This window comes from Streptomyces sp. NPDC092296 (assembly GCF_044755465.1).
Classification (GTDB): Bacteria; Actinomycetota; Actinomycetes; order Streptomycetales; family Streptomycetaceae; genus Peterkaempfera.
The window spans coordinates 58,306-84,389 of the sequence record NZ_JBIVRB010000011.1 but is presented as its reverse complement, the minus strand read 5'-3'; the positions used below and the strand labels follow the sequence as shown (position 1 = coordinate 84,389).

Annotated in this window: 24 protein-coding genes and 1 pseudogene; 12 read left to right on the top strand and 13 right to left on the bottom strand. The window is 74.8% G+C overall.

All coding sequences use genetic code 11. From position 1 onward, the window contains the following. Window positions 1–128: 128 nt before the first annotated feature. Together ACIQGZ_RS21950 and ACIQGZ_RS21945 are read left to right on the top strand one after the other, a co-directional pair. Complete coding sequence (locus ACIQGZ_RS21950; RefSeq protein WP_402604203.1) at window positions 129–1,019, top strand: MBL fold metallo-hydrolase; 891 nt, start codon at window positions 129–131, stop codon at window positions 1,017–1,019. Window positions 1,020–1,470: 451 nt separating this feature from the next. Then, window positions 1,471–2,919: a glycoside hydrolase family 6 protein gene (locus ACIQGZ_RS21945; protein WP_402604201.1), complete on the top strand. Its 1,449-nt coding sequence runs from the start codon at window positions 1,471–1,473 to the stop codon at window positions 2,917–2,919. Window positions 2,920–3,072: 153 nt separating this feature from the next. Here ACIQGZ_RS21945 and ACIQGZ_RS21940 read toward each other — a convergent pair whose 3' ends face one another. Continuing rightward, entirely contained in the window at window positions 3,073–4,317 is a 1,245-nt protein-coding gene (locus ACIQGZ_RS21940) for an ROK family protein (protein ID WP_402604199.1), read from the bottom strand. Window positions 4,318–4,695: 378 nt separating this feature from the next. Between ACIQGZ_RS21940 and ACIQGZ_RS21935 the strand changes: the two genes are divergently transcribed. The 3 genes from ACIQGZ_RS21935 to ACIQGZ_RS21925 all read left to right on the top strand — a co-directional run bounded on the left by ACIQGZ_RS21935 (window position 4,696) and on the right by ACIQGZ_RS21925 (window position 9,563). Continuing rightward, window positions 4,696–6,294 carry an acyl-CoA carboxylase subunit beta gene (locus ACIQGZ_RS21935; RefSeq protein WP_402604196.1) on the top strand — a complete coding sequence of 533 codons (1,599 nt, stop codon included), beginning with the start codon at window positions 4,696–4,698 and terminating at the stop codon, window positions 6,292–6,294. Between the two features lie 11 nt (window positions 6,295–6,305). Further along, the gene (locus tag ACIQGZ_RS21930) at window positions 6,306–8,285 is read left to right on the top strand and encodes a biotin carboxylase N-terminal domain-containing protein (RefSeq protein ID WP_402604194.1); all 1,980 of its coding nucleotides are present in this window, start codon (window positions 6,306–6,308) and stop codon (window positions 8,283–8,285) included. A gap of 90 nt (window positions 8,286–8,375) precedes the next feature. Beyond that, complete coding sequence (locus ACIQGZ_RS21925; protein ID WP_402604191.1) at window positions 8,376–9,563, top strand: acyl-CoA dehydrogenase family protein; 1,188 nt, start codon at window positions 8,376–8,378, stop codon at window positions 9,561–9,563. A 228-nt stretch (window positions 9,564–9,791) separates the two neighbouring features. Here ACIQGZ_RS21925 and ACIQGZ_RS21920 read toward each other — a convergent pair whose 3' ends face one another. Beyond that, window positions 9,792–10,328, bottom strand: a complete 537-nt coding sequence (locus ACIQGZ_RS21920) for a GNAT family N-acetyltransferase (protein ID WP_402604436.1) — start codon at window positions 10,326–10,328, stop codon at window positions 9,792–9,794. Window positions 10,329–10,353: 25 nt separating this feature from the next. Next, on the bottom strand, window positions 10,354–10,632 hold the full coding sequence (locus ACIQGZ_RS21915; protein WP_402604188.1) for a lasso peptide biosynthesis B2 protein: 279 nt from the start codon (window positions 10,630–10,632) through the stop codon (window positions 10,354–10,356). Between ACIQGZ_RS21915 and ACIQGZ_RS21910 the strand changes: the two genes are divergently transcribed. From ACIQGZ_RS21910 to ACIQGZ_RS21895, 4 genes are all read left to right on the top strand, one after another. After that, window positions 10,517–10,861, top strand: a complete 345-nt coding sequence (locus ACIQGZ_RS21910) for a hypothetical protein (RefSeq protein ID WP_402604460.1) — start codon at window positions 10,517–10,519, stop codon at window positions 10,859–10,861. The genes ACIQGZ_RS21915 and ACIQGZ_RS21910 overlap by 116 nt on opposite strands. 212 nt (window positions 10,862–11,073) lie before the next feature. Beyond that, complete coding sequence (locus ACIQGZ_RS21905; protein ID WP_402604186.1) at window positions 11,074–11,847, top strand: enoyl-CoA hydratase family protein; 774 nt, start codon at window positions 11,074–11,076, stop codon at window positions 11,845–11,847. Between the two features lie 23 nt (window positions 11,848–11,870). Beyond that, the gene (locus ACIQGZ_RS21900; RefSeq protein WP_402604184.1) at window positions 11,871–12,128 is read left to right on the top strand and encodes a hypothetical protein; all 258 of its coding nucleotides are present in this window, start codon (window positions 11,871–11,873) and stop codon (window positions 12,126–12,128) included. A 52-nt stretch (window positions 12,129–12,180) separates the two neighbouring features. After that, entirely contained in the window at window positions 12,181–12,960 is a 780-nt protein-coding gene (locus tag ACIQGZ_RS21895; RefSeq protein WP_402604182.1) for a DapH/DapD/GlmU-related protein, read from the top strand. Window positions 12,961–13,093: 133 nt separating this feature from the next. On the opposite strand, the gene ACIQGZ_RS21890 is transcribed toward ACIQGZ_RS21895, so the two are convergent. Continuing rightward, window positions 13,094–14,377: an MFS transporter gene (locus tag ACIQGZ_RS21890; protein ID WP_402604179.1), complete on the bottom strand. Its 1,284-nt coding sequence runs from the start codon at window positions 14,375–14,377 to the stop codon at window positions 13,094–13,096. A gap of 50 nt (window positions 14,378–14,427) precedes the next feature. Between ACIQGZ_RS21890 and ACIQGZ_RS21885 the strand changes: the two genes are divergently transcribed. Then, entirely contained in the window at window positions 14,428–15,657 is a 1,230-nt protein-coding gene (locus tag ACIQGZ_RS21885) for an ROK family protein (RefSeq protein WP_402604434.1), read from the top strand. 101 nt (window positions 15,658–15,758) lie between these two features. Here ACIQGZ_RS21885 and ACIQGZ_RS21880 read toward each other — a convergent pair. From ACIQGZ_RS21880 to ACIQGZ_RS21850, 7 genes and pseudogenes are all read right to left on the bottom strand, one after another. Next, window positions 15,759–16,256, bottom strand: a pseudogene (locus ACIQGZ_RS21880) (AAA family ATPase); the annotation flags it as partial. A 26-nt stretch (window positions 16,257–16,282) separates the two neighbouring features. Next, window positions 16,283–17,584, bottom strand: coding sequence for a peptidoglycan-binding protein (locus tag ACIQGZ_RS21875; RefSeq protein ID WP_402604177.1), 1,302 nt, complete (start codon window positions 17,582–17,584; stop codon window positions 16,283–16,285). A gap of 54 nt (window positions 17,585–17,638) precedes the next feature. After that, on the bottom strand, window positions 17,639–18,649 hold the full coding sequence (locus ACIQGZ_RS21870) for a phosphotransferase family protein (protein WP_402604175.1): 1,011 nt from the start codon (window positions 18,647–18,649) through the stop codon (window positions 17,639–17,641). Window positions 18,650–18,785: 136 nt separating this feature from the next. Continuing rightward, window positions 18,786–19,022, bottom strand: coding sequence for a hypothetical protein (locus ACIQGZ_RS21865; RefSeq protein ID WP_402604172.1), 237 nt, complete (start codon window positions 19,020–19,022; stop codon window positions 18,786–18,788). A gap of 159 nt (window positions 19,023–19,181) precedes the next feature. Then, window positions 19,182–19,427, bottom strand: a complete 246-nt coding sequence (locus ACIQGZ_RS21860; RefSeq protein WP_402604169.1) for a type B 50S ribosomal protein L31 — start codon at window positions 19,425–19,427, stop codon at window positions 19,182–19,184. Between the two features lie 77 nt (window positions 19,428–19,504). Further along, entirely contained in the window at window positions 19,505–19,669 is a 165-nt protein-coding gene (gene rpmG, locus ACIQGZ_RS21855) for a 50S ribosomal protein L33 (RefSeq protein ID WP_402604166.1), read from the bottom strand. Between the two features lie 193 nt (window positions 19,670–19,862). After that, window positions 19,863–20,453: an ATP-binding protein gene (locus ACIQGZ_RS21850; RefSeq protein WP_402604164.1), complete on the bottom strand. Its 591-nt coding sequence runs from the start codon at window positions 20,451–20,453 to the stop codon at window positions 19,863–19,865. A gap of 346 nt (window positions 20,454–20,799) precedes the next feature. Here ACIQGZ_RS21850 and ACIQGZ_RS21845 point away from each other — a divergent pair, with 346 nt between their 5' ends. After that, entirely contained in the window at window positions 20,800–21,939 is a 1,140-nt protein-coding gene (locus ACIQGZ_RS21845) for a PLP-dependent cysteine synthase family protein (protein ID WP_402604161.1), read from the top strand. A gap of 22 nt (window positions 21,940–21,961) precedes the next feature. Here the strand turns inward: ACIQGZ_RS21845 and ACIQGZ_RS21840 are convergent, their stop codons facing one another. Together ACIQGZ_RS21840 and ACIQGZ_RS21835 are read right to left on the bottom strand one after the other, a co-directional pair. After that, entirely contained in the window at window positions 21,962–22,465 is a 504-nt protein-coding gene (locus tag ACIQGZ_RS21840; protein ID WP_402604159.1) for an SRPBCC family protein, read from the bottom strand. A gap of 107 nt (window positions 22,466–22,572) precedes the next feature. Further along, window positions 22,573–23,373: a DeoR/GlpR family DNA-binding transcription regulator gene (locus tag ACIQGZ_RS21835; protein ID WP_402604157.1), complete on the bottom strand. Its 801-nt coding sequence runs from the start codon at window positions 23,371–23,373 to the stop codon at window positions 22,573–22,575. Between the two features lie 224 nt (window positions 23,374–23,597). On the opposite strand from ACIQGZ_RS21835, the gene ACIQGZ_RS21830 reads away from it, so the two are divergent. After that, window positions 23,598–26,054, top strand: coding sequence for a hypothetical protein (locus ACIQGZ_RS21830; RefSeq protein ID WP_402604155.1), 2,457 nt, complete (start codon window positions 23,598–23,600; stop codon window positions 26,052–26,054). Window positions 26,055–26,084: the final 30 nt, after the last annotated feature.

Here is a 26,084-nt window from a genome sequence, read left to right as displayed (position 1 = left end):
ACCCCCCCTGGCGACGATCCTTTTTTTTTTTTTTTTTTTTTTTTTTTTTTTTTTTTTTTGGGGGGGGGGGGGGGGCGCCCCCCCCCCCGCGGCCCCCCCCCCCCCGACGCCCAACGAGGAGGGGGACCATGGCGAACTCTGCGGTTGGCCAGGACGGGCGGCTGCGGCGGCCGGCGGGCATCCGCTCGGTGCGGCTGGGTGATACGCGGGTGTCCTACGTACCGGACGGGGCCGTCCAGGGCAGGCCGCGCGCCTGGCTGCCGGACACCACCGAGGAGACCTGGGCCGCCCACCCCGAGTACCTGGATGCGTCCGGCCACCTTGCGGCGAGCATCGGCGGCCTCCTGGTGGAGCACGGGGACCGCGCGATGCTGATCGACGCCGGGTTCGGCCCGCAGTCGCTGCCGGCCGAGCCGGGACAGCCGAACGGCACCATCCACGGTGGCGCGCTGCTGGGCAGTCTGGCCGCGCTCGGCCGCAGGCCGGAGGAGATCGAGGCGGTGGCCTTCACCCACTTGCACATCGATCACATCGGCTGGGCCTGGCATCCGGTTCCGGGCGGTGACCAGCCGGCGTTCGGCCACGCCGAGTACGTGGTGGCCGAGCCGGAGTGGGCCCGGCGGGACCTGCTGGAGGCGGGGGGTACGACCAAGGAGGTCATCGCCGCGCTGGCCCCGCGGGTGCGTACGGTGACCGGCGGTCAGGAGGTCTTCCCCGGCGTCGAGGTGCAGATCACCGGTGGTCATACGGCCGGCCACGCGCAGTACGTCATCACCGGGGGCGGAAGCCGGCTGATCGCCTTCGGTGATGCCCTGCACTCACCGATCCAGGTGGACCACCCCGAATGGTCCTGCGTCTACGACCAGGACCGGGCCGGGGCCGCCGACCACCGCCGCCGGCTCCTCGTCGAGCTGGCGGAGTCGGACACGATCGGTTTCGGCGGCCACTTCGCGGACGTGGTGTTCGGACGGGTCCGCCGGGACGGCGACGGCCCCGCCTGGCGGCCCCTGGACGCCTGACCTGGCTCTCGCTGCCCGCCCGCTCGCCCGCCCGGCACCGGTCGGAAGCCCTCGGGCCCGCGCTGACCAAGCCACGGCCCTGGGCCCGCCCGGCGCCGAGCGGGCGGCGGCCGACCGGCTGCCCGGGGTGTCTGCGGGCGCCCGCGCAGTGGGCGGGTCCGGGCCCGGTTTCGGGGTCGTACGGGGTGCCCGAGGGGCGGCGGATGAGGAGTCACATGCGGGAGCGCTCCCATGAAGTCGGATATTCATGTCGCCCAGGGGATTACATGAACGTGACATTGCTGGCTACGCTCGGCTCCGGCCGTGCGGGAGCGCTCCCACGCTGCCGCCTGCCGCCAACCCCTGGCCCTCTCCCACCCCGAGAGCACGGAGGACGACTGTGACACCCCCCGCTCCCCACCGGCGCGCCGCCGGTTCGCCGCCCCCTGCCGGGCGGCTGCGCCCCCGCCGGGTGGCAGCGCTTGCGCTGGCCGCAGGCGTCGCGGCCACCGGCATGCTTGTCTCGACCCAGACCACCGCAGGTGCTGCCACCCAGGGCAAGCTGGCCGCGGACACCCAGTTCTACAAGGACCCGACCACCCAGGTCGTCAAGTGGGTCGCCGCCAACCCGAACGACTCCCGGCAGCCGGTGATCTCCAAGCGGATCGCCAGCCAGCCGCAGGCCGTCTGGTTCTCCTCGTACAAGCCCACCACGGTCACCTCGGACGTCAGCAAGGTGACCTCGGCCGCCGCCGCTGCGGGCCAGGTGCCGGTGCTGGTGGTGTACGAGATCCCCAACCGCGACTGCGGCGGCGCCTCCGCCGGTGGCGCGCCGGACCTCGCCTCGTACGACACCTGGGTGCGCAACTTCGCCGCCGGTCTGGGCAGCGGCCCGTCGCTGATCATCCTGGAGCCGGACTCCATCGCGCTGACCACCTGCCTCTCCGCCCAGGAGCAGAGCGACCGCTTCGCCTCGCTCTCCCGCGCCGGTGCGGCCATCCACGCGGCCTCCCCGTCCGCCCGGGTCTACCTGGACGGCGGCCACTCCGCCTGGAACAGCGCCTCCGAGCAGGCCAACCGGCTGCGCAGCGCGGGCATCCTCACCAACGCGGACGGCGTGTACAGCAACGTCTCCAACTTCAACACCACCTCCAGCGAGGTGAACTTCGACAAGGCGATCCTCTCCGCGCTGGGCAACCCGTCCAACCTGCACGCGATCGTGGACACCAGCCGCAACGGCAACGGCCCGGCGGGCGGCGGTGCCTGGTGCGACCCGTCCGGCCGCGCCCTGGGCGAGTACCCGACCGCCAACACCGGCGACCCGGCGATCGACGCCTTCGTGTGGGTGAAGCCCCCGGGTGAGGCGGACGGCTGCGCGGGCACGGCCGGCACCTTCCTGCCGGACGTGGCGTACGTGCTGGCCAACGCCGCCAAGAGCGACCCGCCGGTGACCCAGCCCACCACGCCGCCGACCACCCCGCCGACGACGCCCCCGACCACCCCGCCCACCAAGCCCCCGACAACGCCGCCGACCACCCCGCCGACGACGCCTCCCACCACCCCGCCGACCACGCCGCCGACCACCCCGCCCAGCAGCGGTGCGTGCGCGGTGTCGTACAAGGTCAGCAGCTCGTGGCCCGGGGGCTTCACCGCCGACGTGGCGGTCAAGAACACCGGCAGCAGCGCGATCAACGGCTGGACGCTGAAGTGGACCTACGCCTCCGGTGACCAGAAGATCACCAGTGCCTGGAACACCCAGCTGACCCAGTCCGGCACCGCCGTGACCGCCAAGGACGCCGGCTACAACGGCAGCCTGGGCGCGGGCGCCTCGACCAGCTTCGGCTTCCAGGGCACCTACGGCTCGACCAACCCGGTGCCGACCGCGTTCACCCTGAACGGGGCCACCTGCTCCACCTTCTGACGCACTGACAGTTCGACCCCGGCCGCCCGCGACCGGTTCCGACCCGCCCCCGGGTCGGAACCGGTCGCGGTGCCATCCGCGCGGCCGTCGGCTCCGGTCGGCCCGCGACGGTCAGCCGCCGACCGTCAGCCGCCGCCGGTCAGTCGCCGCCGGTCAGCCGCCGACCGGCGACTCGGCGGTGGTCCCGGTGCGGACCTCCTTGCCGCCCGCTGCGATGAAGTGCGCCACCGGCAGGGTCGCCGCGCCCCGGGTGACCGCGTCCGGACCGAGGTCACCGAGGGTGATCCTGGTCTGCGAGAACGGGTGGTGCAGCGCGTACTCGCGGGCCGTCTCGCGGATGCGCGGCAGCAGCGTGTCCCCCAGCATCAGCCCCGCCCAGCCGCCGATCACGATCCGCTCGGGGTTGAACAGGTTGATCAGATTGGCGACCCCGGCCCCGATGTGCACGGCCGTGGCGTCCAGCACCGTGTCGGCGGCGTCCGTGCCCCGGCGCTCCAGCAGCGCGGTCAGCGCGGACTCCTCGTCCGGCGCGTCCCGGACGGCGGGGTCGTCGACGACCTCCAGATAGCGGGAGATCACGGACTCGGCGCCGATGTACGCCTCCAGGCAGCCCCGCGATCCGCAGCGGCAGCGGCGGCCGCCGACCTGGATGGTGGTGTGGCCCCACTCCCCGGCGCTGCTGGTGGAGCCCCGGTACGGTGCCCCGGCGGTGACCACGGAGGCGCCGACACCCGAGCCGATCAGAGCGACCACGGTGTTCCGCGAGCCGCGCCCGGCGCCGAACCACATCTCCGCCTGGCCCATGGTGACCGCACCGTTGTCGATGAACAGCGGCAGGTCGGTGACCTCGCGCAGCATCCGCTCCAGCGGCACCGCGTCCCAGCCGTTGGTCTGGCCGTGCACCACCGCGTCGGGGGAGTGCTGCACCACGCCGGGGACGCCGATCCCGATGCCGAGCAGCGCCGTGCCGGGCGGCGCGACGGCCGTGCTGGTGACGGTCTCCAGCCCGGCCCGGATGCGCGCGACGACCTCGGGGGCGGTGAAGCCGTCCGGGTCGAGCGGCAGGTCGGTACCGGCCATCTCCTCCAGGTCGAGGCCGAACAACTCGACCCGCACCCGGGTCTCACCGACGTCGACACCGATCACATGCAGGGCGGCGGAGTTGACCCGGAGCAGGATGCGCGGCCGGCCGCCCTCGGACTCCAGCGCTCCGGCCTCCACCACCAGACCGTCCTCGATCAGGTCGGTGACGACATTGCTGACCGAGGCGGCGCTGAGGCCGGTGGTGTGGATGAGCTCCTGGCGGCTCAGCGGGCCGCCGAAGTACAGGCGTCGAAGCAACAGTGACCGGTTCGACCGTCGCAGGTCGCGGACCGTCTGCAGGGTGCGTTCCGGCATCAGCTGTCTCTCCCTGTGGCGTCTGCGGTCTGCGGGCCCCTGTCGAAAGCCTGGGGACAGCTTAACCCCAAGAGTTGAATCATGGCGTAAAAAAAGTCCCCCGATCTGCGGGGAGTCGCGCTGACGTCGCTGTCGGCGGGACCGGTGTCCGGGGGAGGGCCGGTCCGTTCACTGCGGACCGGTCGGCCGAAGCGTACCGTTTCGGCAGCCGATCCGGAGTGGGTCCGTCCGCCTCGTCCGGGCCCCCGACCGGCCGTCGGCATGCTTGCTTCCTTCCGGTGGTGCTGCCAGGCTGCCCTGTCGGACGGCAGTGACGTCCCAAGGCCATGGGGAGAGCGGCTGCCCAGCCGGCCCGCTGGACATCCCGGAGGTGCTGCTGTGACCGTGCTCGCCTCGGCGCTCGACCCCGGCGCACCCGACCACGCCGCCAACCGCGCCGCCATGCTCGCCAGGCTCACCGACCTGGCCGCCGAGCACGCCAAGGCCGTCGGCGGCGGCGGACCCGCGTACGTCGCCCGGCACCGGGGGCGCGGCAAGCTGCTCGCCCGCGAACGCATCGAGCTGCTGCTCGACCCCGACGCGCCGTTCCTGGAACTCTCCCCGCTGGCCGCCTGGGGCAGCGACCACCCGGTCGGCGCCGGGCTGGTGACCGGCATCGGCGTCGTCGAGGGCACCGAGTGCGTGATCACCGCCAACGATCCCACCGTACGCGGCGGCGCCAGCAACCCCTGGACGCTGCGCAAGGCGCTGCGCGCGGACGAGATCGCGCTGCGCAACCGGCTGCCGCTGATCAACCTGGTGGAGTCCGGCGGCGCCGACCTGCCCAGCCAGAAGGAGGTCTTCATCCCCGGCGGCGCGCTCTTCCGCGACCTCACCCGGCTCTCCGCCGCCGGCATCCCCACCGTCGCCGCGGTCTTCGGCAACTCCACCGCCGGCGGCGCCTACATCCCCGGCATGTCCGACCACGTCATCATGGTCAGCGGCCGCTCCAAGGTCTTCCTCGGCGGGCCGCCACTGGTGAGGATGGCCACCGGCGAGGAGTCGGACGACGAGTCGCTCGGCGGCGCGGAGATGCACGCCCGCACCTCCGGGCTGGCCGACCACCTCGCCGCCGACGAGCCCGACGCGCTGCGGCTGGCCCGCCGGGTCGTCGCCCGGCTGCACTGGGACAAGCACGGCCGGGACCCGGCGCCGTACGCCCCGCCGCCGCTGTACGACCAGGACGAGCTGCTGGGCGTGGTGCCGGGCGACCTCAGGGTGCCGTTCGACCCGCGCGAGGTGATCGCCCGGGTGGTGGACGGCTCGGACTTCGACGAGTTCAAGCCGCTGTACGGCACCAGCCTGGCCACCGGCTGGGCCGCCGTGCACGGCTACCCGGTGGGCATCCTGGCCAATGCGCAAGGGGTGCTGTTCAGCGCCGAGTCGCAGAAGGCCACCCAGTTCATCCAGCTGGCCAACCAGCGGGACATCCCGCTGGTCTTCCTGCACAACACCACCGGCTACATGGTCGGCCGGGAGTACGAGCAGGGCGGCATTATCAAGCACGGCGCGATGATGATCAACGCGGTCGCCAACAGCCGGGTGCCGCACCTCTCGGTGCTGATCGGCGCCTCCTACGGCGCCGGGCACTACGGCATGTGCGGGCGCGCCTTCGACCCACGCTTCCTGTTCGCCTGGCCGAGCGCCAAGGCGGCGGTGATGGGCCCGCAGCAGCTCGCCGGGGTGCTGTCCATCGTCGCCCGGCAGTCGGCGGCGGCCAAGGGGCAGCCGTACGACGAGGACGCCGACGCGGCGGTCCGGGCGATGGTGGAGCAGCAGATCGAGGCCGAGTCGCTGCCGATGTTCCTCTCCGGGCGGCTGTACGACGATGGGGTGATCGACCCGCGCGACACCCGCACGGTGCTCGGGCTCTGCCTGTCGGCGGTGCACAGCGCGCCGGTGGCGGGCGCGCGCGGCTACGGCGTCTACCGGATGTGAGGGACCCAGCGATGATCACCTCAGTGCTGGTCGCCAACCGGGGCGAGATCGCCCGCCGGATCTTCCGCAGCTGCCGCGACAGGGGCATCGCCACCGTCGCCGTCCATGCCGACCCCGACGCCGACGCGCCGTACGTCCGGGAGGCCGACGCCTCGGTCCGGCTGCCCGGCGCCGCCCCCGCCGACACCTATCTCCGTGCCGACCTGCTGGTGGCCGCCGCCCTCGCGGCCGGCGCCGACGCGGTGCACCCCGGCTACGGCTTCCTCTCCGAGAACGCCGACTTCGCCCGCGCCGTACTGGACGCCGGGCTGACCTGGATCGGACCGCCGCCCGCCGCGATGGCCGCCATGGGCTCCAAGACCCGCGCCAAACGGCTGCTGGCGGACGCGGGCGTGCCGGTACCGGCCGCCGTCGACCCGGCCACCGCCACCGCCGCCGACCTGCCGCTGCTGGTCAAGGCGGCGGCGGGCGGCGGCGGGCGCGGCATGCGGGTGGTACGCGAGCTGGCCGCGCTCGACGGCGCGCTCACCGCCGCCCGCGCCGAGGCCGCCGCCGCCTTCGGGGACCCCGAGGTCTTCTGCGAGCCGTATGTGGCACACGGCCGCCATGTCGAGGTGCAGTTGCTCGCCGACACGCACGGCACCGTGTGGGCCGTCGGCGACCGCGACTGCTCGGTGCAGCGCCGCCACCAGAAGGTGGTCGAGGAGGCCCCCGCGCCCGGCCTGCCCGACACCGTACGGGAGCGGCTGCACCACGCCGCCCGCAGCGCCGCCCGCGCCATCGGCTACACCGGCGCGGGCACCGCCGAGTTCCTGCTCGCCCCGGACGGGCGGTTCTCCTTCCTGGAGATGAACACCCGGCTCCAGGTCGAACACCCCGTCACCGAGTGCGTCACCGGCCTGGACCTGGTCGGCTGGCAGCTGCGGATCGCGGACGGCGCCGCACTGCCCGACCGGCCCCCGGCGCTGCGCGGCCACGCCGTCGAAGCCCGCCTCTACGCCGAGGACCCGGCCCGCGACTGGCAGCCGCAGACCGGCACCCTGCACCGGCTGGAACTCCCCGGCGTCGACACCCACTTCACCACCGGCCCGGCCGACGCCGGACTGCGGCTGGACTCCGGCGTCGCGGACGGCTCCACCGTCGGCGTCCACTACGACGCCCTGCTCGCCAAGGCCGTCGCCTGGGCGCCCACCCGCGCCGAGGCCGCCCGCCGGCTCGCCGCCGCACTGGCCCGCGCCCGCATCCACGGCCCGGCCACCAACCGCGACCTGCTGGTCCGGGTGCTGCGCCACCCCGCCTTCCTCGCCGGGGCGGTGCACACCGGCTTCCTGGACCAGCACCGCGCCGACCTGCTCGACCGCCCGGCCGCCGCCCGGGACGCCGAAGCGCTCGCCGCGCTCGCCGCCGCCCTGGCCGACGCCGCCGCCAACCGGGCCGCCGCGCCCGTGCTCGGCGGGCTGCCCGGCGGCTGGCGCAACGTCCCGGCCGCGCCGCAGCGCAAGCGGTACCGGGGCGCCGACGCCGCGTACGACATCCGCTACCACTGGACCCGCGACGGACTCCGGGTCGAGGACCACCCCGGCACTCGGCCGGTCGAGGCCGCGCCGGACCGGGTGGTGCTGGAGACCGGCGGCGTCCGCCGCGCCTTCCTGGTCGCCCGGTACGGCGGCACCGTCCACGTCGACTCGCCGCTCGGCGCCGCCGTGCTCACCGCCGTCGACCGCTTCCCCGCGCCCGCCGCGCCCACCGCCCCCGGCTCGCTGCTCGCACCGATGCCGGGCACCGTGCTGCGGGTCGCCGTGGCGGAGGGCGAGCCGGTGGCGGCGGGGCAGGCCGTGCTCTGGCTGGAGGCGATGAAGATGGAGCACCGGGTGACCGCCCCCGGCGCGGGCACGGTCACCGAGCTGCGGGTCCGGCCCGGCCAGCAGGTCGAACTCGGCGCGCTGCTGGCCGTCGTACGCGCGGACGCCCCCGACGACGGACCGCAGTGAGCAGCCCGCTTCGCCCCGCCCCGCTTCGCCCCGCCCTGCCCCGTCTCGTCTCGCCCCGTCTCGCCCCGTCTCGCAGGAGGGACCAGCGGCATGACCGCCACCGGCAGCACCTTCCAGGAGTCCGCGTTCAGCGAGTCCGCCGAGCGCCGGGCGCTGCGCGACGCCGTCGCCGCGCTCGGCCGCCGCTACGGGCTCGACTACTTCCTCGGCAAGGCCCGCGCGGGGGAGCGCACCGACGAGCTGTGGCGGGAGGCCGGGCGGCTCGGCTACCTGGGCGTCAACCTGCCGGTCGAGTACGGCGGCGGCGGGGCCGGCTGCTACGAACTGTCCATCGTGCTGGAGGAACTGGGCGCGGCGGGCTGCCCGCTGCTGATGCTGGTGGTCACGCCCGCGATCTGCGGCAGCATCATCGCCCGCTTCGGCACCGAGGAGCAGCGCCGCCGCTGGCTGCCCGGCTTCGCGGACGGCAGCGTCCGGATGGCGTTCGCGATCACCGAGCCGGAGGCGGGCTCCAACTCCCACCGGCTGGCCACCGTCGGCCGCCGCACCCCGGACGGCTGGCGGCTGACCGGCCGCAAGGTGTTCGTCTCCGGCATCGAGGGCTCCGACGCCGTACTCGTCGTCGGCCGCACCGAGGACACCAGGACCGGCCGGCTCCGGCCGGCCCTGTTCACCGTGCCGGTGGACGCGCCGGGGCTGGAGTACCGCCGCATCCCGATGGAGATCGTCTCCCCCGAGTACCAGTACCAGGTCTTCCTGGACGACGTGGCGCTGCCCGCTGACGCGCTGATCGGGGACCAGGACGCCGGGTTGCTCCAGCTGTTCGCCGGGCTCAACCCCGAGCGGATCATGGCGGCGGCGTTCGCGGTCGGCATCGGCAGGCACGCCCTGGGCAAGGCCGTCGACTACGCCCGGGACCGCACCGTCTGGCAGCAGCCCATCGGCGCCCACCAGGGCATCGCCCACCCGCTGGCCCAGGCCCGGATCGAACTGGAGCTGGCCCGGCTGATGATGCAGAAGGCGGCCCACCTGTACGACCACGGCGACGACGCGGGCGCCGGAGAGGCCGCCAACATGGCCAAGTACGCCGCCGCCGAAGCCGGCGCCCACGCCGTCGACCAGGCCGTCCACACCCTGGGCGGCAACGGCCTCACCCAGGAGTACGGCCTCGCCGCCCTGCTGGCCGTCTCCCGGGCCGGCCGGGTCGCCCCGGTCAGCCGCGAGATGATCCTCAACTTCGTCGCCCAGCACACCCTTCGCCTCCCCCGCTCCTACTGAACCCCGGCCAGAACGGCGTACGGGCAGCACAGCGCCCCGGCCCCGCACTTCGGGCGCTCCCGCGGCAGCGCGCTCGACATCGGGCTGTCGAGCGGGACCAGCGGGGCGAGGAAGTCGACGAAGTGCCGGCCCCTCTCCTCGGCCGTCAGGCTGACGGCCGGGGGCTTCGACTGCCGGCCTCCGGTCGTTGGCGCAGGTCAGCGTCCGATGCGCGCGGTGCGGCGGCTGCTATGCGGGAAGCAGGGGGGTGATGACCGAGGGGCCGGTGAATTCGGTGGCGAGGGTGTCCATGATCAGCTCGTCGCAGACCCGGCCGAGCCAGTAGCCGGCCTGGCGGAGGGTGCCGACGGTACGGAAGCCGGCCCTCTCGTAGGCACGGATGCCGGGCTTGTTGGGGGCGAGGACCTTGAGCCAGACCATCCGCAGGTTGGTGATGTGGAAGGCGTAATCAAGGGTGAGGCGGGTGGCGGCGGTGCCGAGGCCCTTGCTGCGGGCCTCGGGGGCGAGCATCACGACGTACTCGGCGGTGCGGACCGCCGGGTCGGGCAGCAGGGTGGTGACCCCGGCCGGGACCGGGGCGCCTCCGGTGAGGTCGTAGACGGTGAAGCGGATGTTGTCGCCGCGGAGCTGGTGGGCGATGCCCTCGGTGCGGGCCTCCAGCGATTCGGGCTGCTGGCGGCCGTAGCCGACGAGCAGAGCGGGGTCCTGTTCCCAGCGCCAGTAGGTCTCCACGAGGTCGGCGCGGTAGGGGCCGAGGCCGCAGATCGTGTCGCGGACCCAGATGGTCGGTTCAGGGCTGGCGGTGATGGCGGGCTCCGAGGGTGAGGACGGGGGTGTAGTCCCCGGTGGAGGGCGGTTCGGCGGCCGGGGCGCAGTCCTCAGTCTGTACCCAGGCGTGCAGCCGCACGGGGTCGGCGGCGATCCCGTGGCACCAGGTGACGCCGAGGCGGCGGGTGGCCGGTGGCAGTTTCCAGAACGAGATGCCGTACGACCCGCCGACCCAGGCCGCCTGGTCGCACCGCAGCGTCAAGGGCTGGGCCGCGTACAAGGTCGCGGACTCGGTCCGCACCCACGAGGCGTGGGGCTTGGGCAGCTACTGCTTCTTCAACGTCAACCCGTCCATCCACGCCGCCTGCGGCTTCGAGGTCCCGGTCACCCGGGGCGTCAGGCTGCACGACGTGCTGACCGTCTCCCTCAACGGTGACGGCGTGATCGAGCACGTGGTCAACGACTACGGCGACCCGGCGCAGGGCACCGACACCGTACCGGTCAACGTGGTCGGCTACCCGCCGCGCTGACCGGCGGCCGGCGTGCGGTACGGGGGCCGGGCCGCTCCGCTCGGGCTGGGGGCGGGGAGTACGCTCACCTCCCAGCAGGTGATCACATGTGCGGCCGGGTGGGCGGCCCCGGGCCCACGCGCGGCGCGGACCGGACCCCGGCGGTGGCACCGGCAGCAGCAGCACCACCGCGACCACGCAGGCAACGACGCCGGCACGGAAGGCCCTCCGCGATGACCGACCCCAGCAGCACCGCCCGCCTCGTCCGGCTCACGGTCGAGGCGGCCGTGGCCACCCTCACCCTGGACTCCCCGCACAACCGCAACGCCCTGTCCGCCCGCCTGATGGCCGAACTGGAGCAGGGCCTCGCCGACGCGGCCGCCGACCCGGCCGTCCGCGCCGTCGTCCTCACCCACACCGGCAAGGTCTTCTGCGCCGGGGCCGACCTCTCCGAAGCCACCTCCGGCGACCCCACCGCCGGGCCGCGCCGGCTGGTCGAGATCCTGCGGGCCGTGGTGGAGTGCCCCAAGCCCGTGATCGCCCGCGCCGACGGACACGTCCGGGCCGGCGGCCTGGGCCTGCTCGGGGCCTGCGACATCGCCGTTGCCGGACCCGCCGCCAGCTTCGCCTTCACCGAGGTACGGCTCGGCCTGGCCCCGGCGGTGATCTCGTTGCCGCTGCGCCCCAAGCTGGAGCCGCGCGCCGCCGCCCGCTACTACCTCACCGGCGAGACCTTCGACGCGGCGGAGGCGGCCAGGATCGGCCTGCTGACCCTGGCCGCCGAGGACACCGGCCAGGCGCTGGAACCGATCCTGGACGGGCTGCGCAAGGCGTCCCCGCAGGGCCTGGCCGAGTCCAAGCGGCTGGTGGCGGCGGAGGTGCTGCGCTCCTTCGACCGGGACGGCGAGGAGCGGGTGGCGCAGTCGGCGCTGCTGTTCGGCTCGGAGGAGGCCCGGGAGGGCATGACGGCGTTCCTGGAGCGCCGGGTGCCGTCCTGGGTGGGCTGACGGCGGCTCAGGCACCGAACCCGATGACCGGCCGGCCCAACCGCACGCCGTGGCAGGACCGCAGCCGGGCCACCCGCCGCCGGCTGCGGGTGACCGCCGTGGAGTTCCTCGGCGCGGACGGGCGGACGCCCGGCGTACGGGAGACCGCCCCGGACCTGGCCCGGGGCCGGCCGGTCTGCTCACCGACGACAGCGCGCGCCGGGGGCGCGGGGTGCGGCAGCGGGCGTGCGTCCTGGACGGTGCGCTGGGCCGACCGGGCCGGGGCCGGCGGGGGCGTGTGAGGTTGCTCCCCCGACCGGTCCGGGCGGCCCCGCGACGGTTACCGTGTGCGGCATGCCGTTCTCCCACGCTCTGCTCTCGGCCGCCCGCGCGCATGGCCGGCGCGTCGCCGGCCGGCTGGTCCACCGTGGCTGGCGCTGGGTCCAGGAGCACGGGTCGGTCTCGGCGGACCGGCCCGGTCCGTACCGCTTCGGCGGGCTCGGGGACGGCACCAGGCTGGCGTTCCCGCTGGGCACGGTCTTCAACGAGCAGTGGATCGAGCTGGGCCCGTTCTGCATCATCGGTGAGCAGGTCACCCTGTCGGCGGGCTTCCTGCCCGGCCTCGACCTGGGTCCGGAGCCGATCGTACGGATCGGTGGGGGCTGCGTGATCGGGCGGGAGAGCCACATCGTGGGCCACCAGTCGATCGTGCTGGGCGACGACGTGTGGACCGGCCCGCGTGTCTACATCACCGACCAGGGCCATGAGTACCGCGATCCTGAGCTGCCGATCGGCAAGCAGTGGCCGCGCAACGAGCCGGTGGAGATCGGGTCCGGCAGTTGGATCGGCACCGGCGCGGTGATCCTGCCGGGGGCCCGGCTCGGGCGCAATGTCGTGGTGGCGGCGGGGGCGGTGGTGCGGGGAGAGATTCCCGACCACAGCGTGGTGGCCGGGGCGCCGGCCAGGGTGGTGCGGCGGTGGACTCCGGAGGAGGGGTGGGAGCCGCCGATCCGTACGGCGCCGCCTCGGCCGGTGCCGGAGGGGGTGACGGCGGAGCAGTTGCGGGCGCTGGTGGGGTGGGATCTGCGTCTGCCTGGGCAGGCCGAGGGGGAGGAGGGGGCGGCGGGGGGTTGATGCTGAGGCCGGGGGCGGGGCGGGGTGCTTTTGGGGTGGTGGGGGGTGCTGTGGGGGTGGTGTTCTGCGGGGGTGGTGGGTTGGTCGCGCAGTTCCTCGCGCCCCGGGGTGGGTGGGGGTGCGAGGCTGAGCGTCAGGGGGATTGGCGGGCGGCGGGGCTGCGGTCGGTGCCGATCACGATGGCGGCGGCGACGGCGGCCAGGGCGGCCACGGTGGTGAGGGCGGTCGGCAGGCCGAAGCCGTCCGCGAGGAAGCCGATCACCGGCGGGCCGATCAGCATGCCCGCGTAGCCGAGGGTGGAGGCGGTGGCCACGCCGGGCGGCCCGGTGAGCGCCCCGGCGCGGGCGATGGCGAGCGGGAAGGTGTTGGCCAGGCCGATGCCGACCAGGACGAAGCCGCCGAGGGCCAGCGGCACCGACGGCGCCAGGGCGGCCGTCAGCATCCCGGCGCAGGCCAGCAGCCCGCCGCCGATCATCACCCGGCTCTGCCCGAACCGCATCGACAGCCAGGTGCCGCCGAGCCGACCCGCCGTCATGGCGAACGCGAAGGCGCCGTACCCGGCCGCCGCCAGCCCCGCCCCGGTGTGCAGGTCGTCGGTGAGGTGCAGCGCCGCCCAGTCGGCCAGCGCCCCCTCGCCGTACGAGGTGCAGAGCGCGGTGAGGCCGAGCAGCACCACCAGCACCTGGAGCTGCCGGTTGCCGGAGCGGGTGGCCGTGGCCTCGTTCCGTACGGTGGTCCGGACCGGCGTCGGCGTACGGAGCAGCAGGGTCCCGGCGACGGCGGTGACGGCCAGTCCGAACAGGGCGGCGAGCCCCAGGTGCCAGGCGGTGGTCAGCCGGTCGGCCAGCAGCCCGCCGACGCCCGCGCCGCAGAGCGCGCCCAGGCTGTACGCGGCGTGGAAGGTCGGCATGACCGGGCGTCGGACGGCGGCGACGACGTCCACGGCGGCGCTGTTCATGGCGACGTTCAGCGCTCCGTACCCGGCGCCGAAGAGCAGCAGCGCCGCACCGAGGGCGACCACGGTGTGGGCGTGCGCGGGCAGGGCGACGGCGATGCTCAGCAGCAGCGCGGAGCCGACGCTGACCGGGTGGTTGCCGTAGCGCACGCAGAGCCGGCCGACCACGGCCATGGTGGCGACCGCGCCGCCGGAGATGCAGAGCAGGGCGAGCCCGAGGGCGCTGGGGGAGGCGTGCACCTGCGCCTTGACGGCGGGGACGCGGACCACCCAGGCGGCGAAGAGGAAGCCGTCGGTGGCGAAGAAGACGGTGATGAGGATGCGCAGCGGCGTCCAGGCGGACCCGGTGGTCGCGGGGGTGCCGGCGGCTCCTGCGGGCCGGGCGGAGGCAGCGGATCGGATGCGGCCCCGGAGGATGCGCCGCAGGGGATCGGAGTCCGGGCTGACAGGTATTTTGTTCAATGGCGGCACAAAGACAGAATAGGGGCGTGCCGCACACGCCGACAAGACCGTTGCCCGGCCCACCGCGCCGTGCCGCCCGGCCCGCTCCGGACCGGGGCCGCACCCTGCTCGGGCCCGCCCTCGCCCTGATCCACACCGGTCAGGCCCCCACCCGCTCGGCGCTCACCGGCGCGCTGGCGGTCACCCGCGCCACCGCCGGGGCGGTGGCGGCGGAGCTGGCGGCACTGGGGCTGGTCACCGTCGACTCCCGGCCCGCCGGGGGCGGCCGCGGCCGGCCCTCGCACCGGCTGGCCGTCGACCCGGCCGGCCCGGTGGTGCTCGCCGCGCAGATCCACGCCGACGGCTTCACCGTCGCGCTGGCCGGCCTCGGCGGCACCGTCGGGGAGCCGGTCGACCTGCCGCTGCCCCACCCGGGCGACCCCGGGCGGGTGCTGCGCGCGGTCGCGGAGGCGGGCGCCCGCCTGGTGGCCGCGAGCCCCCGGCGCTGTCTGGGCGCCGGGCTCGCCGTACCGACCCCGGTCACCGAACCGGACGGCACCGCGCCGGCCGCCATGTACCTGGACTGGCCCAGCGGCGCCCCGGTGGCGGAACTGTTCGCCGCGCGGCTGGCCCGCGCCGCCCCCACCCCGTACGGCCCGCTGCCCGCCCGGGTCGCCAATGACGCCAACCTCGCGGCGCTCGCCGAGCACCGGCACGGCGCCGGGTGCGGGGCCCGGCACCTGCTGTACGTCACCTCCGGGCACCGGGGCGTCGGCGGCGCGCTGGTGGTGGACGGTCGGCTGTACACCGGCAGTGCCGGGCTGGCGCTGGAGGTCGGGCAGCTGCTGGTCGCGCCGGGCGGCCGCCGCTGCCCCTGCGGCCGGCGCGGCTGCCTGAACGTCGAGGCGGACCCGCCAGCGCTGCTGGCCGCCGCCGGGCTGCCCCCCGACACCGGGGAACCCCTGCTGGAACGGGCCCGGACCGTCACCCGGGCCGCCGCCCACGACCCGGCCGCCCGCGCCGCCGTGGACCTGGTGGCGGACCGGCTGGGCATCGGCCTGGCCGGACTGGTCGACATCCTCAACCCGGACCGGGTCGTCCTCGGCGGCCTCCACCAGGACCTGCTGGCCGCCGCCCCCGAACGGCTGCCCGAAGCCCTCGCCCGCCGCTCGCTCTGGGGCCGCAGCGGCAGCATCCCGGTCCTCGCCGCCGCCCTGGACCGCCCCGACCTGACCGGCGCCGCCGAACTGGCCTGGCAGCCCTACCTGGACGACCCGCTGTCGGCCGCCGCACCCGGTTGACGGCCCGTGCCGGGGCCGGACGGTCGGCGCCGTCGGGGATCGGCCGGGCCGCAGTCCGCCGCCTGGTCCGGGGCCTGGTCCGGGGCCTGGTTCGCAGTCAGGGCGGCGAGCCGGTGCCGGAGTTCGGCCAGGCAGTCCGGGACGGTGCGGGCGGCGGTGTCCAGCACGATGTGGTCGCGCTCCCATGGCTCGTACGGGCGGTGGACCACCTCGTCCCAGGTCGGGGAGCGCAGGTCGGGGATGTCCAGGGTGCGGCTGGTCACCCGGTGGCGGTGTTCGGCCGGGTCGGAGCAGACCAGCTCCACCTCGGCCACCGGCACCCCGGCCCGCAGGCCGGTGTCGCGCCAGGCGTCGCGGGTGACGGCCAGCGGGTTCACCGACTCCGCGACCACGTCCAGCCCCTGCCGCAGCTGGTCCTCGGCCAGGGCGTAGCCGACCGCGTACCCGGCCGGTCCCAGCGGCTGCCGGGCCAGACCGGAGCGGACGATCGCCTGCTCGATGGTGTCGATGCGCAGGTGGACGGCGCCGAGCTGCCGGGCGAGCAGCCGGGAGAGGGTCGTCTTACCGGTGGCGGGCAGGCCGCCGACGATGATGAGCATCCCCCCAGCCTTCCCCACGCCGGCCGTCAGCCGAACAGCCGGGACCAGGTGTCCGGGCCCGGCAGTCCGTCGGCCTCGGAGCCGTGCCAGCCCTGGGCGTGCTGGAAGTCCCGTACGTTGAGCCGGTCCGCCTCGGTCCACACCGGGTCCGGCCCCACCCGGTAGTGGTTCCCGTAGCCGCGCGCCACCAGCTGCCGCCCGACCGCGAGCACCGGGTCACCGGACCGGCCCGGCCCGAAGGACTCGGCGCCCGGGAAGGGCGGCACCTCGTCGGCGGGGATGTCCCGGCCGCGCCCGGTGACCAGCAGCCGCCAGGTGTCCGGGCCGGGCAGTCCGTCGGCCTCGTCGCCCTGCCAGCCCTGGGCGCGCTGGAAGGCGGCGGTGGCCGCCCGGTCCGCCTCGCTCCAGGCGGACCCCGGCCCCTCGGGGTAGAACCGCCCGCCGCCCCGGGCCACCAGCAGCGAGCCCAGCAGCGTGACGTCGGGGTTGTCGGCGCCCGGCCCGAACGAGGCCGCGCCGGGGAAGGAGCTGCCGGAGCCGTCCCCGGCGACCAGATGCCGGTAGCGGTAGGCGCGGTACTGCGTGGCGTGGGTGAAGTACCCGTACGGGATGGTGCGCCGCAGGGTGTGCGGCGGCGCCTGCTCATAGCCGACGTAGGTGCGGTGCGCGGTGTCGGCCCAGTGGTCGAACAGCACCACGTGCGAGCCGTTGGCCGGGTCGTCGGGGTTGTGGAACAGCAGGATGTCGCCGGCCGCCAGGTCGTCCTTGGCGATCGGCACCCCGAAGTCGGCCAGGTTGCCCGTCCAGGCGCTGCCGCTCAGGCCCCAGGCCATGGAGACGAAGCCGGAGCAGTCGGTGCGGTAGCCGTCGCGGTAGCCGGACTGGCTGTACGGGACGGCGGAGCCCAGCCAGCCCGCCGCCCGAGCCAGGATCTCGGTCCGGGTGAGCTCCAGGGCGGCGGGCCGGGCCGCACCGGTGCCGCCCGCGCCCAGCACCACGGGCCGGGTGGTGCCCGGCAGATCGGTGGGGGCGGGCAGATCGGTGGCGCCCGGCAGGTCGGTGGCGCCCGGCAGGTCGGTGGCGCCCGGCAGGTCGGCCGGGGTGGGCGGCGGCGCGGCGTGCGCGGTTCCCGCCGCGCCGAGCGCCGAGCCCGCCGCCGCCCCGGCCGCCGCGACGGTCACCACCGGCCGCAGTGGGGAGTGCCCACGGCCGCCGCCGAGCCCGGCCCGGCGCAGCCGGCGCACGTTGGCGGCCAGGCGGACCGCGCTGCACGAGGGGCAGAGGCATCCCTCGGCTGACGGTACGTCGCGGAAAACCGGTGCGGACATGGCGCCTCCCTCGGTCGGGGATGCCAGTCTAGGGAGATAGGGCCACAATTAGTACTATTTGTGACGGCGTGTCGCATCCAATGCCGTCAACTCCCCATCCAGCAACCCCAGCACATAACGTCGCATACCGTCATGCTCCTCGCCGGAGAAGCCGCGCGTCGCCCCCTCGGTGACCAGGATCAGGTCCAGGTAGATCCGGTACAGCGCCAGCCTGCGCCGGGCCGGACCGTCCAGCACCAGCGGGGCGCCGGCCCCCTCCGCGTAGCCCTCCAGCAGGCCGGGCGAGTCCTCCGGGTCGATGAACATCGCCAGCGAGACCAACTCGGCCAGTGGATCGCCGTAGAAGGCCCGCTCGCCGTCGATGATCCCCTCCAGCCGCCAGGAGCCGTCGGGCTGCGGCAGGACGAAGGCGTTGCCGTCCCAGAGGTCGAAGTGCACCAGGGAGGGCCGGGTGACCTCGTCCAGCGCGTCCGCGTGACGGCCGATCAGCTCCGCGATCCGGTCGGGTGGCGCGGGCAGCTCGGTGCCCAGCTCGGCGGCGTCGGTGAGGATGTCGTCGATGATGGTCAGGAACGAGGTGCGCCAGCTGTCCGACCGGGTGTGCCCGTCGCGGCGCGGATAGCCGAAGGCCGGTCCGGTGGCGGTGTGCAGCCGCGCGGCGGCGGCGCCCAACTGGTGCCGTACGCCTGCCAGCACCGCCGGGGACATGCCCTCGCGGACGTGTTCGAGCGGCTTGCCGCGCAACCGCTCCAGCAGCAGGAACCCCTCATCCAGGTCGGCGTGCAGCAGCTCGGCGTGCGGCATGCCGGTCCCCGCCGACTGCCGGTAGAAGTGCGCCTCGGTGTGCAGCAGGTCCACCTCGTAGCGCAGCAGCTTCAACCCGGGCGCCGGGGCGACCTTGACCACGCACTCGCGGCCGTCCGCCAGGGTGATCGCGTACACGGCGTTGAACCAGCCGTCGGTGCACTCGGTGCTCTCCGCGATCACGGCCTGCGGGCCCAGGGCGCCATGCAGCCACGCCTGGAGCTGCTGCTGCGGCGGTCGGCGTTTGGTGAGGCTGTCCACGGTGGTCCTCCTGGTGTTCCGGCGACTCGGAATGGTGCCGGAGCCAGGAGGGTAGCGGATCACTGAGAGCGCTCTCAATGGCTGGTGCGGCCGCAATCGGCCACCTGTGACCGGGGCGGCACTGCCGCCCCGGTCGTCAGGCCGGCGGCGCTGCGGCGGACCGGGCCGGCAGTAGCGCGCGCAGGCCGCGCCCGGTACTGCCGCGCCGCCGCCGTGCGGCGGGCTTGGCGGCGGCCCGGCCGGTCGCCGGGGCGGCCGGCAGGCTCGCCAGCCGGTCGGCCTCGTGGCCCGGGATGCGGGGCGGAGTGCCGGCTCCGGTGTCGGCGCCGGGCAGGGTCTTGGCGACAGTGAACAGCAGGGAAAGCTCACTCATTGCGGTTCCTTCCTCGGGTCTTCCTTTGACTCCAAGGCTGCCACTCGGTTGTGACGAAGGATTTGCAGGGGAGTGACTCTTCGATGGACAGCTGAGCGCTTGCATTGCCGCAGCATGAACGGGGGCCGCCGCGACTGCGGCGACCCCCGGGCGAACCGGTCAGCGCCGGCCGTAGCGGCGCTCGAAGCGCTCCACGCGACCCGCCGTGTCCAGCACCCGGCTGCGCCCGGTGTAGAACGGGTGGCTCGCGGAGGAGATCTCCACGTCGACGACGGGGTAGGTGTTGCCGTCCTGCCACTCCACCGTGCGGTCGCTGGTGGCGGTGGAGCGGGTCAGGAAGGCGAAGTCCGCCGTGCGGTCGCGGAAGACGACGGGGCGGTACTCGGGGTGGATGCCGGGCTTCACGGTGCAGCCTCCTGGGTTGTCGGGCCGGGGTTGTCGGGCGGGGTCGTCGGGCTGGGGTCGTCGGGGTGGCGCGGGGGTCAGCGCTCTTCGCGGAACGGCACATGGCGGCGGACCACCGGGTCGTACTTGCGCAGCGTCAGCCGGTCGGGGTCGTTGCGGCGGTTCTTGCGGGTCACGTAGGTGTACCCGGTGCCGGCCGTCGACCGGAGCTTGATGATCGGGCGGATGTCGTTGCGTGCCATGCGGGTGGACTCCCTCCTGCGGTGCGGGATGCCCACTATAGCGACATGGTTGTCATTTTCATTCCCGGGGCTTCGCGACGGTCGCGACGGCCCGCCCCGGTCATGCGGACGGGCGGCGGGCGGCCCCTGGGGGTCGTCCGCCGCCCGTTGCCCGGCCGGTGGTCTGTGGTGCGGTGTCGCCGTCTGCGCCGGCTCAGTGCTGCGGTACGGCCACCGGGTACGCCCGGTCCGGCAGTTCCGGCTCGTACGGGCCGGCCTCGCCGCCGGCCGGCGGCGGCAGCGCGGTGCGCACCGAAGCGGCGGGCACCAACGGGTCCACGGTGACCCGCTGGTGGGCGACCGCCCGGCGGGCCGGGGGTGCGGTGGGCGGTTCCGGCAGCACCGGGTCGGCGCCGAGTGAGAACCAGACGACCTTGCCGCCCAGGCCGCCGCGCGGCTCGGGGTCGGAGCCCCACTCCTTGCTGAGCGCGGCGACGATGGCCAGCCCCCGGCCGCTGACCTCCCAGAGGTCGGCCTCGCGGGCCACCGGGGGCGTCGGGTCGGTGTCGTGTACCGAGACGGTGAGGCGGTCGGCGGTGGCCCTGAGTTCCAGGACGCACTCCCCGCTGCCGCGGGCGTGCTGGTGGACGTTGGCCAGCAGCTCGGTGAGGCCGAGCAGGGCGGAGTCGACCAGCGGGGCGAATCTCCAGTACCGGAGGTGCGCCGAGGTGATACGGCGCACGGCTTCGAAGCGGTTCGGGACTGCGGTCAGCCGCAGTTCGTACTTCCTGACCCGATCCTCCATGACGCGACGACTCCCTCCGAGGTGGGGCCGGCTGCGCGCTGCTTGACTCCCGAACGCGCAGAGTGTCTGGGTCGCAACGGAACGCGATGATGACAAGACTCTCCCCGGTGCCGGGGTTCCGCAACTTGCGCACGCGCGGGCGCGATGCTGCACCGGGGAGCGCACGGCGGAAACGGGCCGGTGGCCGGGGGTGGGCCACCCCAAGTGGGCCATGAGGAGTGCGGGGGGTTGCATAAGGGGCGCATGGGTCGTAGGTAACAGTCACTTATGGTGATCAACTGTTACGCTATGACTCCGACCGGATGGAGTCGCAGCGACCCACCGAAGCCACCAGGAGGCCGACGGCATGGCAGACGGCATGGCAGACGACCCGGGAGACCACCGGGCGGTGGCGACCGCCGACGTCGACCGCTCCGACGACGCGTACCGGGCCTGGCTCAAGGAGGCCGTGCGCAAGGTCCAGGCGGACGCCAACCGCTCCGCCGACACCCATCTGCTGCGCTTCCCGCTGCCCGACACCTGGGGCATCGACCTCTACCTCAAGGACGAGTCCACCCACCCCACCGGCAGCCTCAAGCACCGGCTGGCCCGCTCGCTCTTCCTGCACGCCCTGTGCAACGGCTGGGTCCGCCCCGGCAAGCCGGTCATCGAGGCGTCCAGCGGCTCCACCGCCATCTCCGAGGCGTACTTCGCCGGGCTGATCGGGGTGCCCTTCATCGCCGTCATGCCGCGCACCACCAGCTGCGAGAAGATCAGCCTGATCGAGTTCCAGGGCGGCACCTGCCACCTGGTCGACGACCCCCGCACCGTGTACGAGGTCTCCGCCCGGCTCGCGGCGGAGACCGGCGGCCACTACATGGACCAGTTCACCTACGCGGAGCGGGCCACCGACTGGCGCGGCAACAACAACATCGCGGAGTCGATCTACGCCCAGCTGCGGATGGAGCGCTACCCGGAGCCCGCCTGGATCGTCGCCACGGCGGGGACCGGCGGCACCTCCGCCACCATCGGCCGCTATGTGCGCTTCCAGCAGTACGACACCCGGATCTGCGTGGCCGACCCGGAGAACTCCTGCTTCTTCGACGGCTGGGTGAGCGGCGACCTGGGTGTGCGCTGCGACCGGGGCTCCCGGATCGAGGGCATCGGGCGGCCCCGGATCGAGCCCAGCTTCGTGCCGGGCGCCATCGACCGGATGATGAGGGTCCCTGACGGTGCGTCGGTCGCCGCCGTGCGCACCCTGCAAGCGGTGCTCGGCCGCCGGGCGGGCGGCTCCACCGGCACCGGGCTGTGGAGCGCACTCAAGATCGTCGCCGAGATGCGCGCCGCCGGGCGGCGCGGCAGCCTGGTCACCCTGCTCTGCGACCCCGGCGACCGCTACCTCGACAAGTACTACTCCGACGACTGGCTCGCGGAGCAGGGCATCGACATCGCCCCGTACGCCGCCGTGCTCGACCGCTTCCTGGCCGGCGGCGACTGGCTGGGCTGACGGTCCACCGGCTGACGGCCGGTCAGTGAGCTGCGGCGGCGCCCGCGATCCGGGCGTCCAGCCGCCGCGCCGCCCGCCGGAACGCCCGCGCCAGCAGCGGCCGGGTGGCGCCCCAGCCGGCCCGCAGCGGCTGCCGGGCGTCCAGCGCCACCGTCCACTGGAGCCGGGTGCCGCCGTACGGGGACGGCGTCGGCCGCCACTCCTCCAGCAGCGCCAGCACGCCCGGCGCACTGGTCTCCTCCACCCGGTAGACGAAGCGCCGCCCCGGCTCCTGGACCAGCACCGTCTCCACGAACCGGCCGCCGCCGATCAGCCGGACGCGGCGGCAGCTGCCCTGCCCGTACGGCGGATCGCCCACGTACTCCACCGACGCGACCTGGCGGAACCAGCGCGGCCACCCCTCCGGAACCTCCGCCAGCTCCCGGAAGACCGCCTCGGGCGGCGCCGCCAGCAGGGCGGAGAAGAGCAGTCTCAGCGGGGCGCGGTCCAGGAAGTCCGTTGTCTCTGGTCGCAGGTGCCGTACCATAGCGCCGCCCTCCACTCCGTGGACAGCGGCCCGGGGGCCGCCCCGGACCGGGGCGCCCATGGTACGGCGAGCGGGTGCCGGGCCGCGAGGGTGCCTCGGGGGCGTGCTCAGTCGGCCAGGACCAGTTCCCCGACGTGCTCCCGGGCGGTCGCCCGAGCCTCCTCCGACAGCCCCGCGTCGGTCACCCAGGTGTCCACCTCGGCCAGCGCGGCGAAGGTGGACAGGCCCACCGTCCCCCACTTGGTGTGGTCGGCCACCACCACCAGCCGCCGCGCGGACGCCACGAAACCCCGGTTGGTCTCCGCCTCCGCCAGGTTGGGCGTGGAGAGCCCCGCCTCCGGCGAGAGGCCGTGGCAGCCCAGGAAGAGCAGGTCGAAGTGGAGCGAGCGGATCGCCCGGTCCGCGATCGGGCCCACCAGCGCGTCGGACGGCGTACGCACCCCGCCGGTCAGCACCACCGTCGTCCCCGCGTCGCCGCCCTGCCGCAGCGCCTGCTCGAAGACGTCCGCCACCCGCACCGAGTTGGTGACCACGGTCAGGCCCGCCACCTGGGTCAGCCGGTGGGCGAGCGCATAGGTGGTGGTGCCGCCGGAGAGCGCCACCGCGCTGCCGGGCGGCACCAGCCGCGCGGCAGCGCGGGCGATCCCCTCCTTGGCCGTCGGCTCCAGCGACGACTTGGCCTCGAACCCGGGCTCATGGGTGCGCGCCTCCTCCACCGGCACCGCCCCGCCGTGCACCTTCGCCACCACGCCCTGCCGGGCCAGCGCGTCCAGGTCCCGGCGGATCGTCATGTCCGAGACACCCAGCCGCGCGGTCAGCTCATTGACGCGTACGCCCCCGCGCCGCCGCACCTCGTCCACGATCAGCGCCCGGCGCTGCTCGGCCAGGAGATTGCCGTTCTCGGTCAAGGACGCCGACCCGCCTTCCGCATCGCCCCGGATGTCCGGCCCATCGTCGCACGCCCGCCGGAGCGCGGTCACGCTCCACGGCGCCCGCCGCCGCGTTCACGCCCCCGGGTGGATTGCGGTTCGGGTGCGGAGCGTGTGCGGGCCGCTTCGCAACGGAACCATCCCTCTGGCGGACCGCTACGACCGGACTGACGGTACGTCACCACCTCGGGGGAGGCGGCACCATGACCCAGACACCGGACCAGCCCCGCGGCCCCGCCGCAGCAGCGTCCATACCCACACCCACACCCGCACCGGCACCGTCACCGTCACCGGCACCCGGAGCGGCACCCGGACCCGGGGCGGCAGCCGCGCCCGCGCTGGAACTGCTGGTGCACGGCGTCGGCGGCGCCACCCCGGGCAGCATGCTGGGCGACTCCCACCCCGTACGCATCCTCGGCGACGACACCGCGGGCGTCTACCGCCGCCACCGCGACCTGCACGCCGAGGACCACCCGCAGGACTACCGCGACACGCCCCTCCAGGAGGCGTACTGCTGGTCCGGCATGACCTCGGGCGACGCCACCCGCGCCCTGTGGCTGCTGCTGCTCCCCTTCATGGTCGTCAACCTCGCGCACTGGATGCGGCCGCCCGGCAGCGCCGGTCGGCTGTGCCGCACCAACACCGCGTACGACCTGCTGCTACGGCTGCTGGCCCTGGCACTCACCGTGCTGCTCGCCGCAGGCGCCTGCGAGGTCGCTATGGACCTGTTCGCCTGGCAGTGCGCGGGCAGCCCCGCCTGCGCCGCCCACCAGAGCTGGCTGCGCTTCACCGCCACCCCGCACACCTGGTGGCACCAGCCCGGCCGCCGACTCGCCCTCGGCGCCCTGCCGCCGGTCGCCCTGGTCGCCCTGCTCGGCCTGCTCTCGCACCGCACCTGGAGCGCCTTCGAGGCGCACCAGCCGGACGACGGCCCGACCGCCGAGCCGCGCGAAGCACCGATGGAACTGACCGGCTTCTGGTACGGCAAACGGGCCGTCGGGCGGCTGCGGATCGCCCATCTCGCCGCCGCGCTGGCCACCGTCGCCGCCGCCGTGCTGCTGCCGACGCTGCGCCACGACGCCGGCCGCGCGGGGTCCGCCCTGCTGCTCGGCGCCGGTGCGCTGCTGGCCGCGCTGGTCGCCGCCGTCGCCGTCACGGTGCTGGTGGTGCTGGTACGCAGCGTGCGCCGGGAGGACATCCTGGACGACCGGCCCACCGGACCGGCGATCCGCCGACTGCACTGGGCCGCCCTCGGCGTCTGCCTGGCGACCCTGCCCTACAGCGGCTGGAGCCGACCCGACTGGACCACCAGCGGGCTGCTTCCCGGCGCCGCGCTCACCTTCACCGTGCTGGCGGCCGCCCAACTCGCGCTCGTCCTGGGGCTGGCCGGCGCGGCCGCCCTCCTCGCCCGGCGGCCCGGCCGGGTCACGGCGGAAGACCGCGCCGCCGCCGCGCCGCCCGCTGCGGGGACGCTGTCCGCACCCGGCTTCGGCGGCCCGGACGGGCCGGCGCTGCGCGGCCTGGGCGGGCCGGTCACCGCGATGCTCGCCTGCGGCCTCGGCGTGCTGTTCACCTCCGGCGCGGTCGTCTGGGTCGCCGACTGGCTGGACCGGACCACCGGCTCCGGCGAACCCCGGGCCGCCCGCCCCGGGCCGCCGTCGCTGCTCAGCTGGCACGCCGTCTGCCTGCCCGTGGTGCTGCTCGCGGTCGCGGGTCTGCTGCTGCTGGTCGCCGCCCGGATGACGCTCCAGCAGCACCGGCTGGCCGGGCAGGTGGCCGCCGAGTACCACGTCGACCCCGCCGAGGCGAGCCCCGAGCGGTCCGCCGCCATCGCCGGTGCGCTGGCCAGGGCCCGGCTCACCGACTCCGGGCCCGCGCTGATCGGCGCAGTGGCGCTGCTCGCCCTGCTGGGCTGCACCGGTTCGCTGATCGGCTCGCTGCTCAACCACGCCGCCCCGGCCGCCGCCGCCGACGGCACGCCCGCCGTGATCGCGTACGTCACCGACACCGCCCAGGCGCTGGGCTCCTGGCTGATCGGCACCGTCGTGGTGACCCTGGTCGCGCTCGGCCGCCGCGCGTACAAGGGCGCCGGGGCCCGGCGGACCATCGGCATCCTCTGGGACATCGGCACCTTCTGGCCGCGCGCCGCACACCCCTTCGCGCCGCCCTGCTACGCCGAGCGCGCCGTACCGGACCTGGTCTCCCGGGTACGGACCTGGTGCGGCCACGACCCGGCGCGCACGGTGGTGGTCTCGGCGCACTCCCAGGGCACGGTCATCGCCGCCGCCGCGCTGTGGCAGCTCCCCGAGGCCGTCCGGCTCCAGGTGGGGCTGCTCAGCTACGGCTCACCGCTGCGGCGGCTGTACGGCAGGTTCTTCCCCGCGTTCATGGGCGCCGACGACCTGGAGCGGCTGCGGCTGCACACCCCTGCCTGGCGTAACCTCTACCGCCACACCGACCCGATCGGCGGCCCGGTCCGCATCCCCTCGGTGGACGCCCCGCCCCTCCTCGACCCGCTCAGCTACGCCCGTACGGCCGCCAACCCGCTCCCCACCGGGATCGACGCCCACTCCGACTACCAGGCCGACCCCACCTTCGCCCACGAACGCACCCTCCTCCTCACCCACCTCAACCACCCGACCACCCCCGCACGACCCTGAGGTTTTAGACGTTGAGCAACCCCGCACCAC

Coding starts and splice junctions, on each gene's coding strand:
- ACIQGZ_RS21830 (WP_402604155.1), top strand. CDS start 23,598: ATGACCCAGACACCGGACCAGCCCCGCGGCCCCGCCGCAGCAGCGTCC.
- rpmG (WP_402604166.1), bottom strand. CDS start 19,669: ATGGCACGCAACGACATCCGCCCGATCATCAAGCTCCGGTCGACGGCC.
- ACIQGZ_RS21845 (WP_402604161.1), top strand. CDS start 20,800: ATGGCAGACGGCATGGCAGACGACCCGGGAGACCACCGGGCGGTGGCG.
- ACIQGZ_RS21875 (WP_402604177.1), bottom strand. CDS start 17,584: ATGTCCGCACCGGTTTTCCGCGACGTACCGTCAGCCGAGGGATGCCTC.
- ACIQGZ_RS21900 (WP_402604184.1), top strand. CDS start 11,871: ATGACCGGCCGGCCCAACCGCACGCCGTGGCAGGACCGCAGCCGGGCC.
- ACIQGZ_RS21940 (WP_402604199.1), bottom strand. CDS start 4,317: ATGCCGGAACGCACCCTGCAGACGGTCCGCGACCTGCGACGGTCGAAC.
- ACIQGZ_RS21850 (WP_402604164.1), bottom strand. CDS start 20,453: ATGGAGGATCGGGTCAGGAAGTACGAACTGCGGCTGACCGCAGTCCCG.
- ACIQGZ_RS21905 (WP_402604186.1), top strand. CDS start 11,074: ATGACCGACCCCAGCAGCACCGCCCGCCTCGTCCGGCTCACGGTCGAG.
- ACIQGZ_RS21865 (WP_402604172.1), bottom strand. CDS start 19,022: ATGAGTGAGCTTTCCCTGCTGTTCACTGTCGCCAAGACCCTGCCCGGC.
- ACIQGZ_RS21895 (WP_402604182.1), top strand. CDS start 12,181: ATGCCGTTCTCCCACGCTCTGCTCTCGGCCGCCCGCGCGCATGGCCGG.
- ACIQGZ_RS21930 (WP_402604194.1), top strand. CDS start 6,306: ATGATCACCTCAGTGCTGGTCGCCAACCGGGGCGAGATCGCCCGCCGG.
- ACIQGZ_RS21925 (WP_402604191.1), top strand. CDS start 8,376: ATGACCGCCACCGGCAGCACCTTCCAGGAGTCCGCGTTCAGCGAGTCC.
- ACIQGZ_RS21950 (WP_402604203.1), top strand. CDS start 129: ATGGCGAACTCTGCGGTTGGCCAGGACGGGCGGCTGCGGCGGCCGGCG.
- ACIQGZ_RS21840 (WP_402604159.1), bottom strand. CDS start 22,465: ATGGTACGGCACCTGCGACCAGAGACAACGGACTTCCTGGACCGCGCC.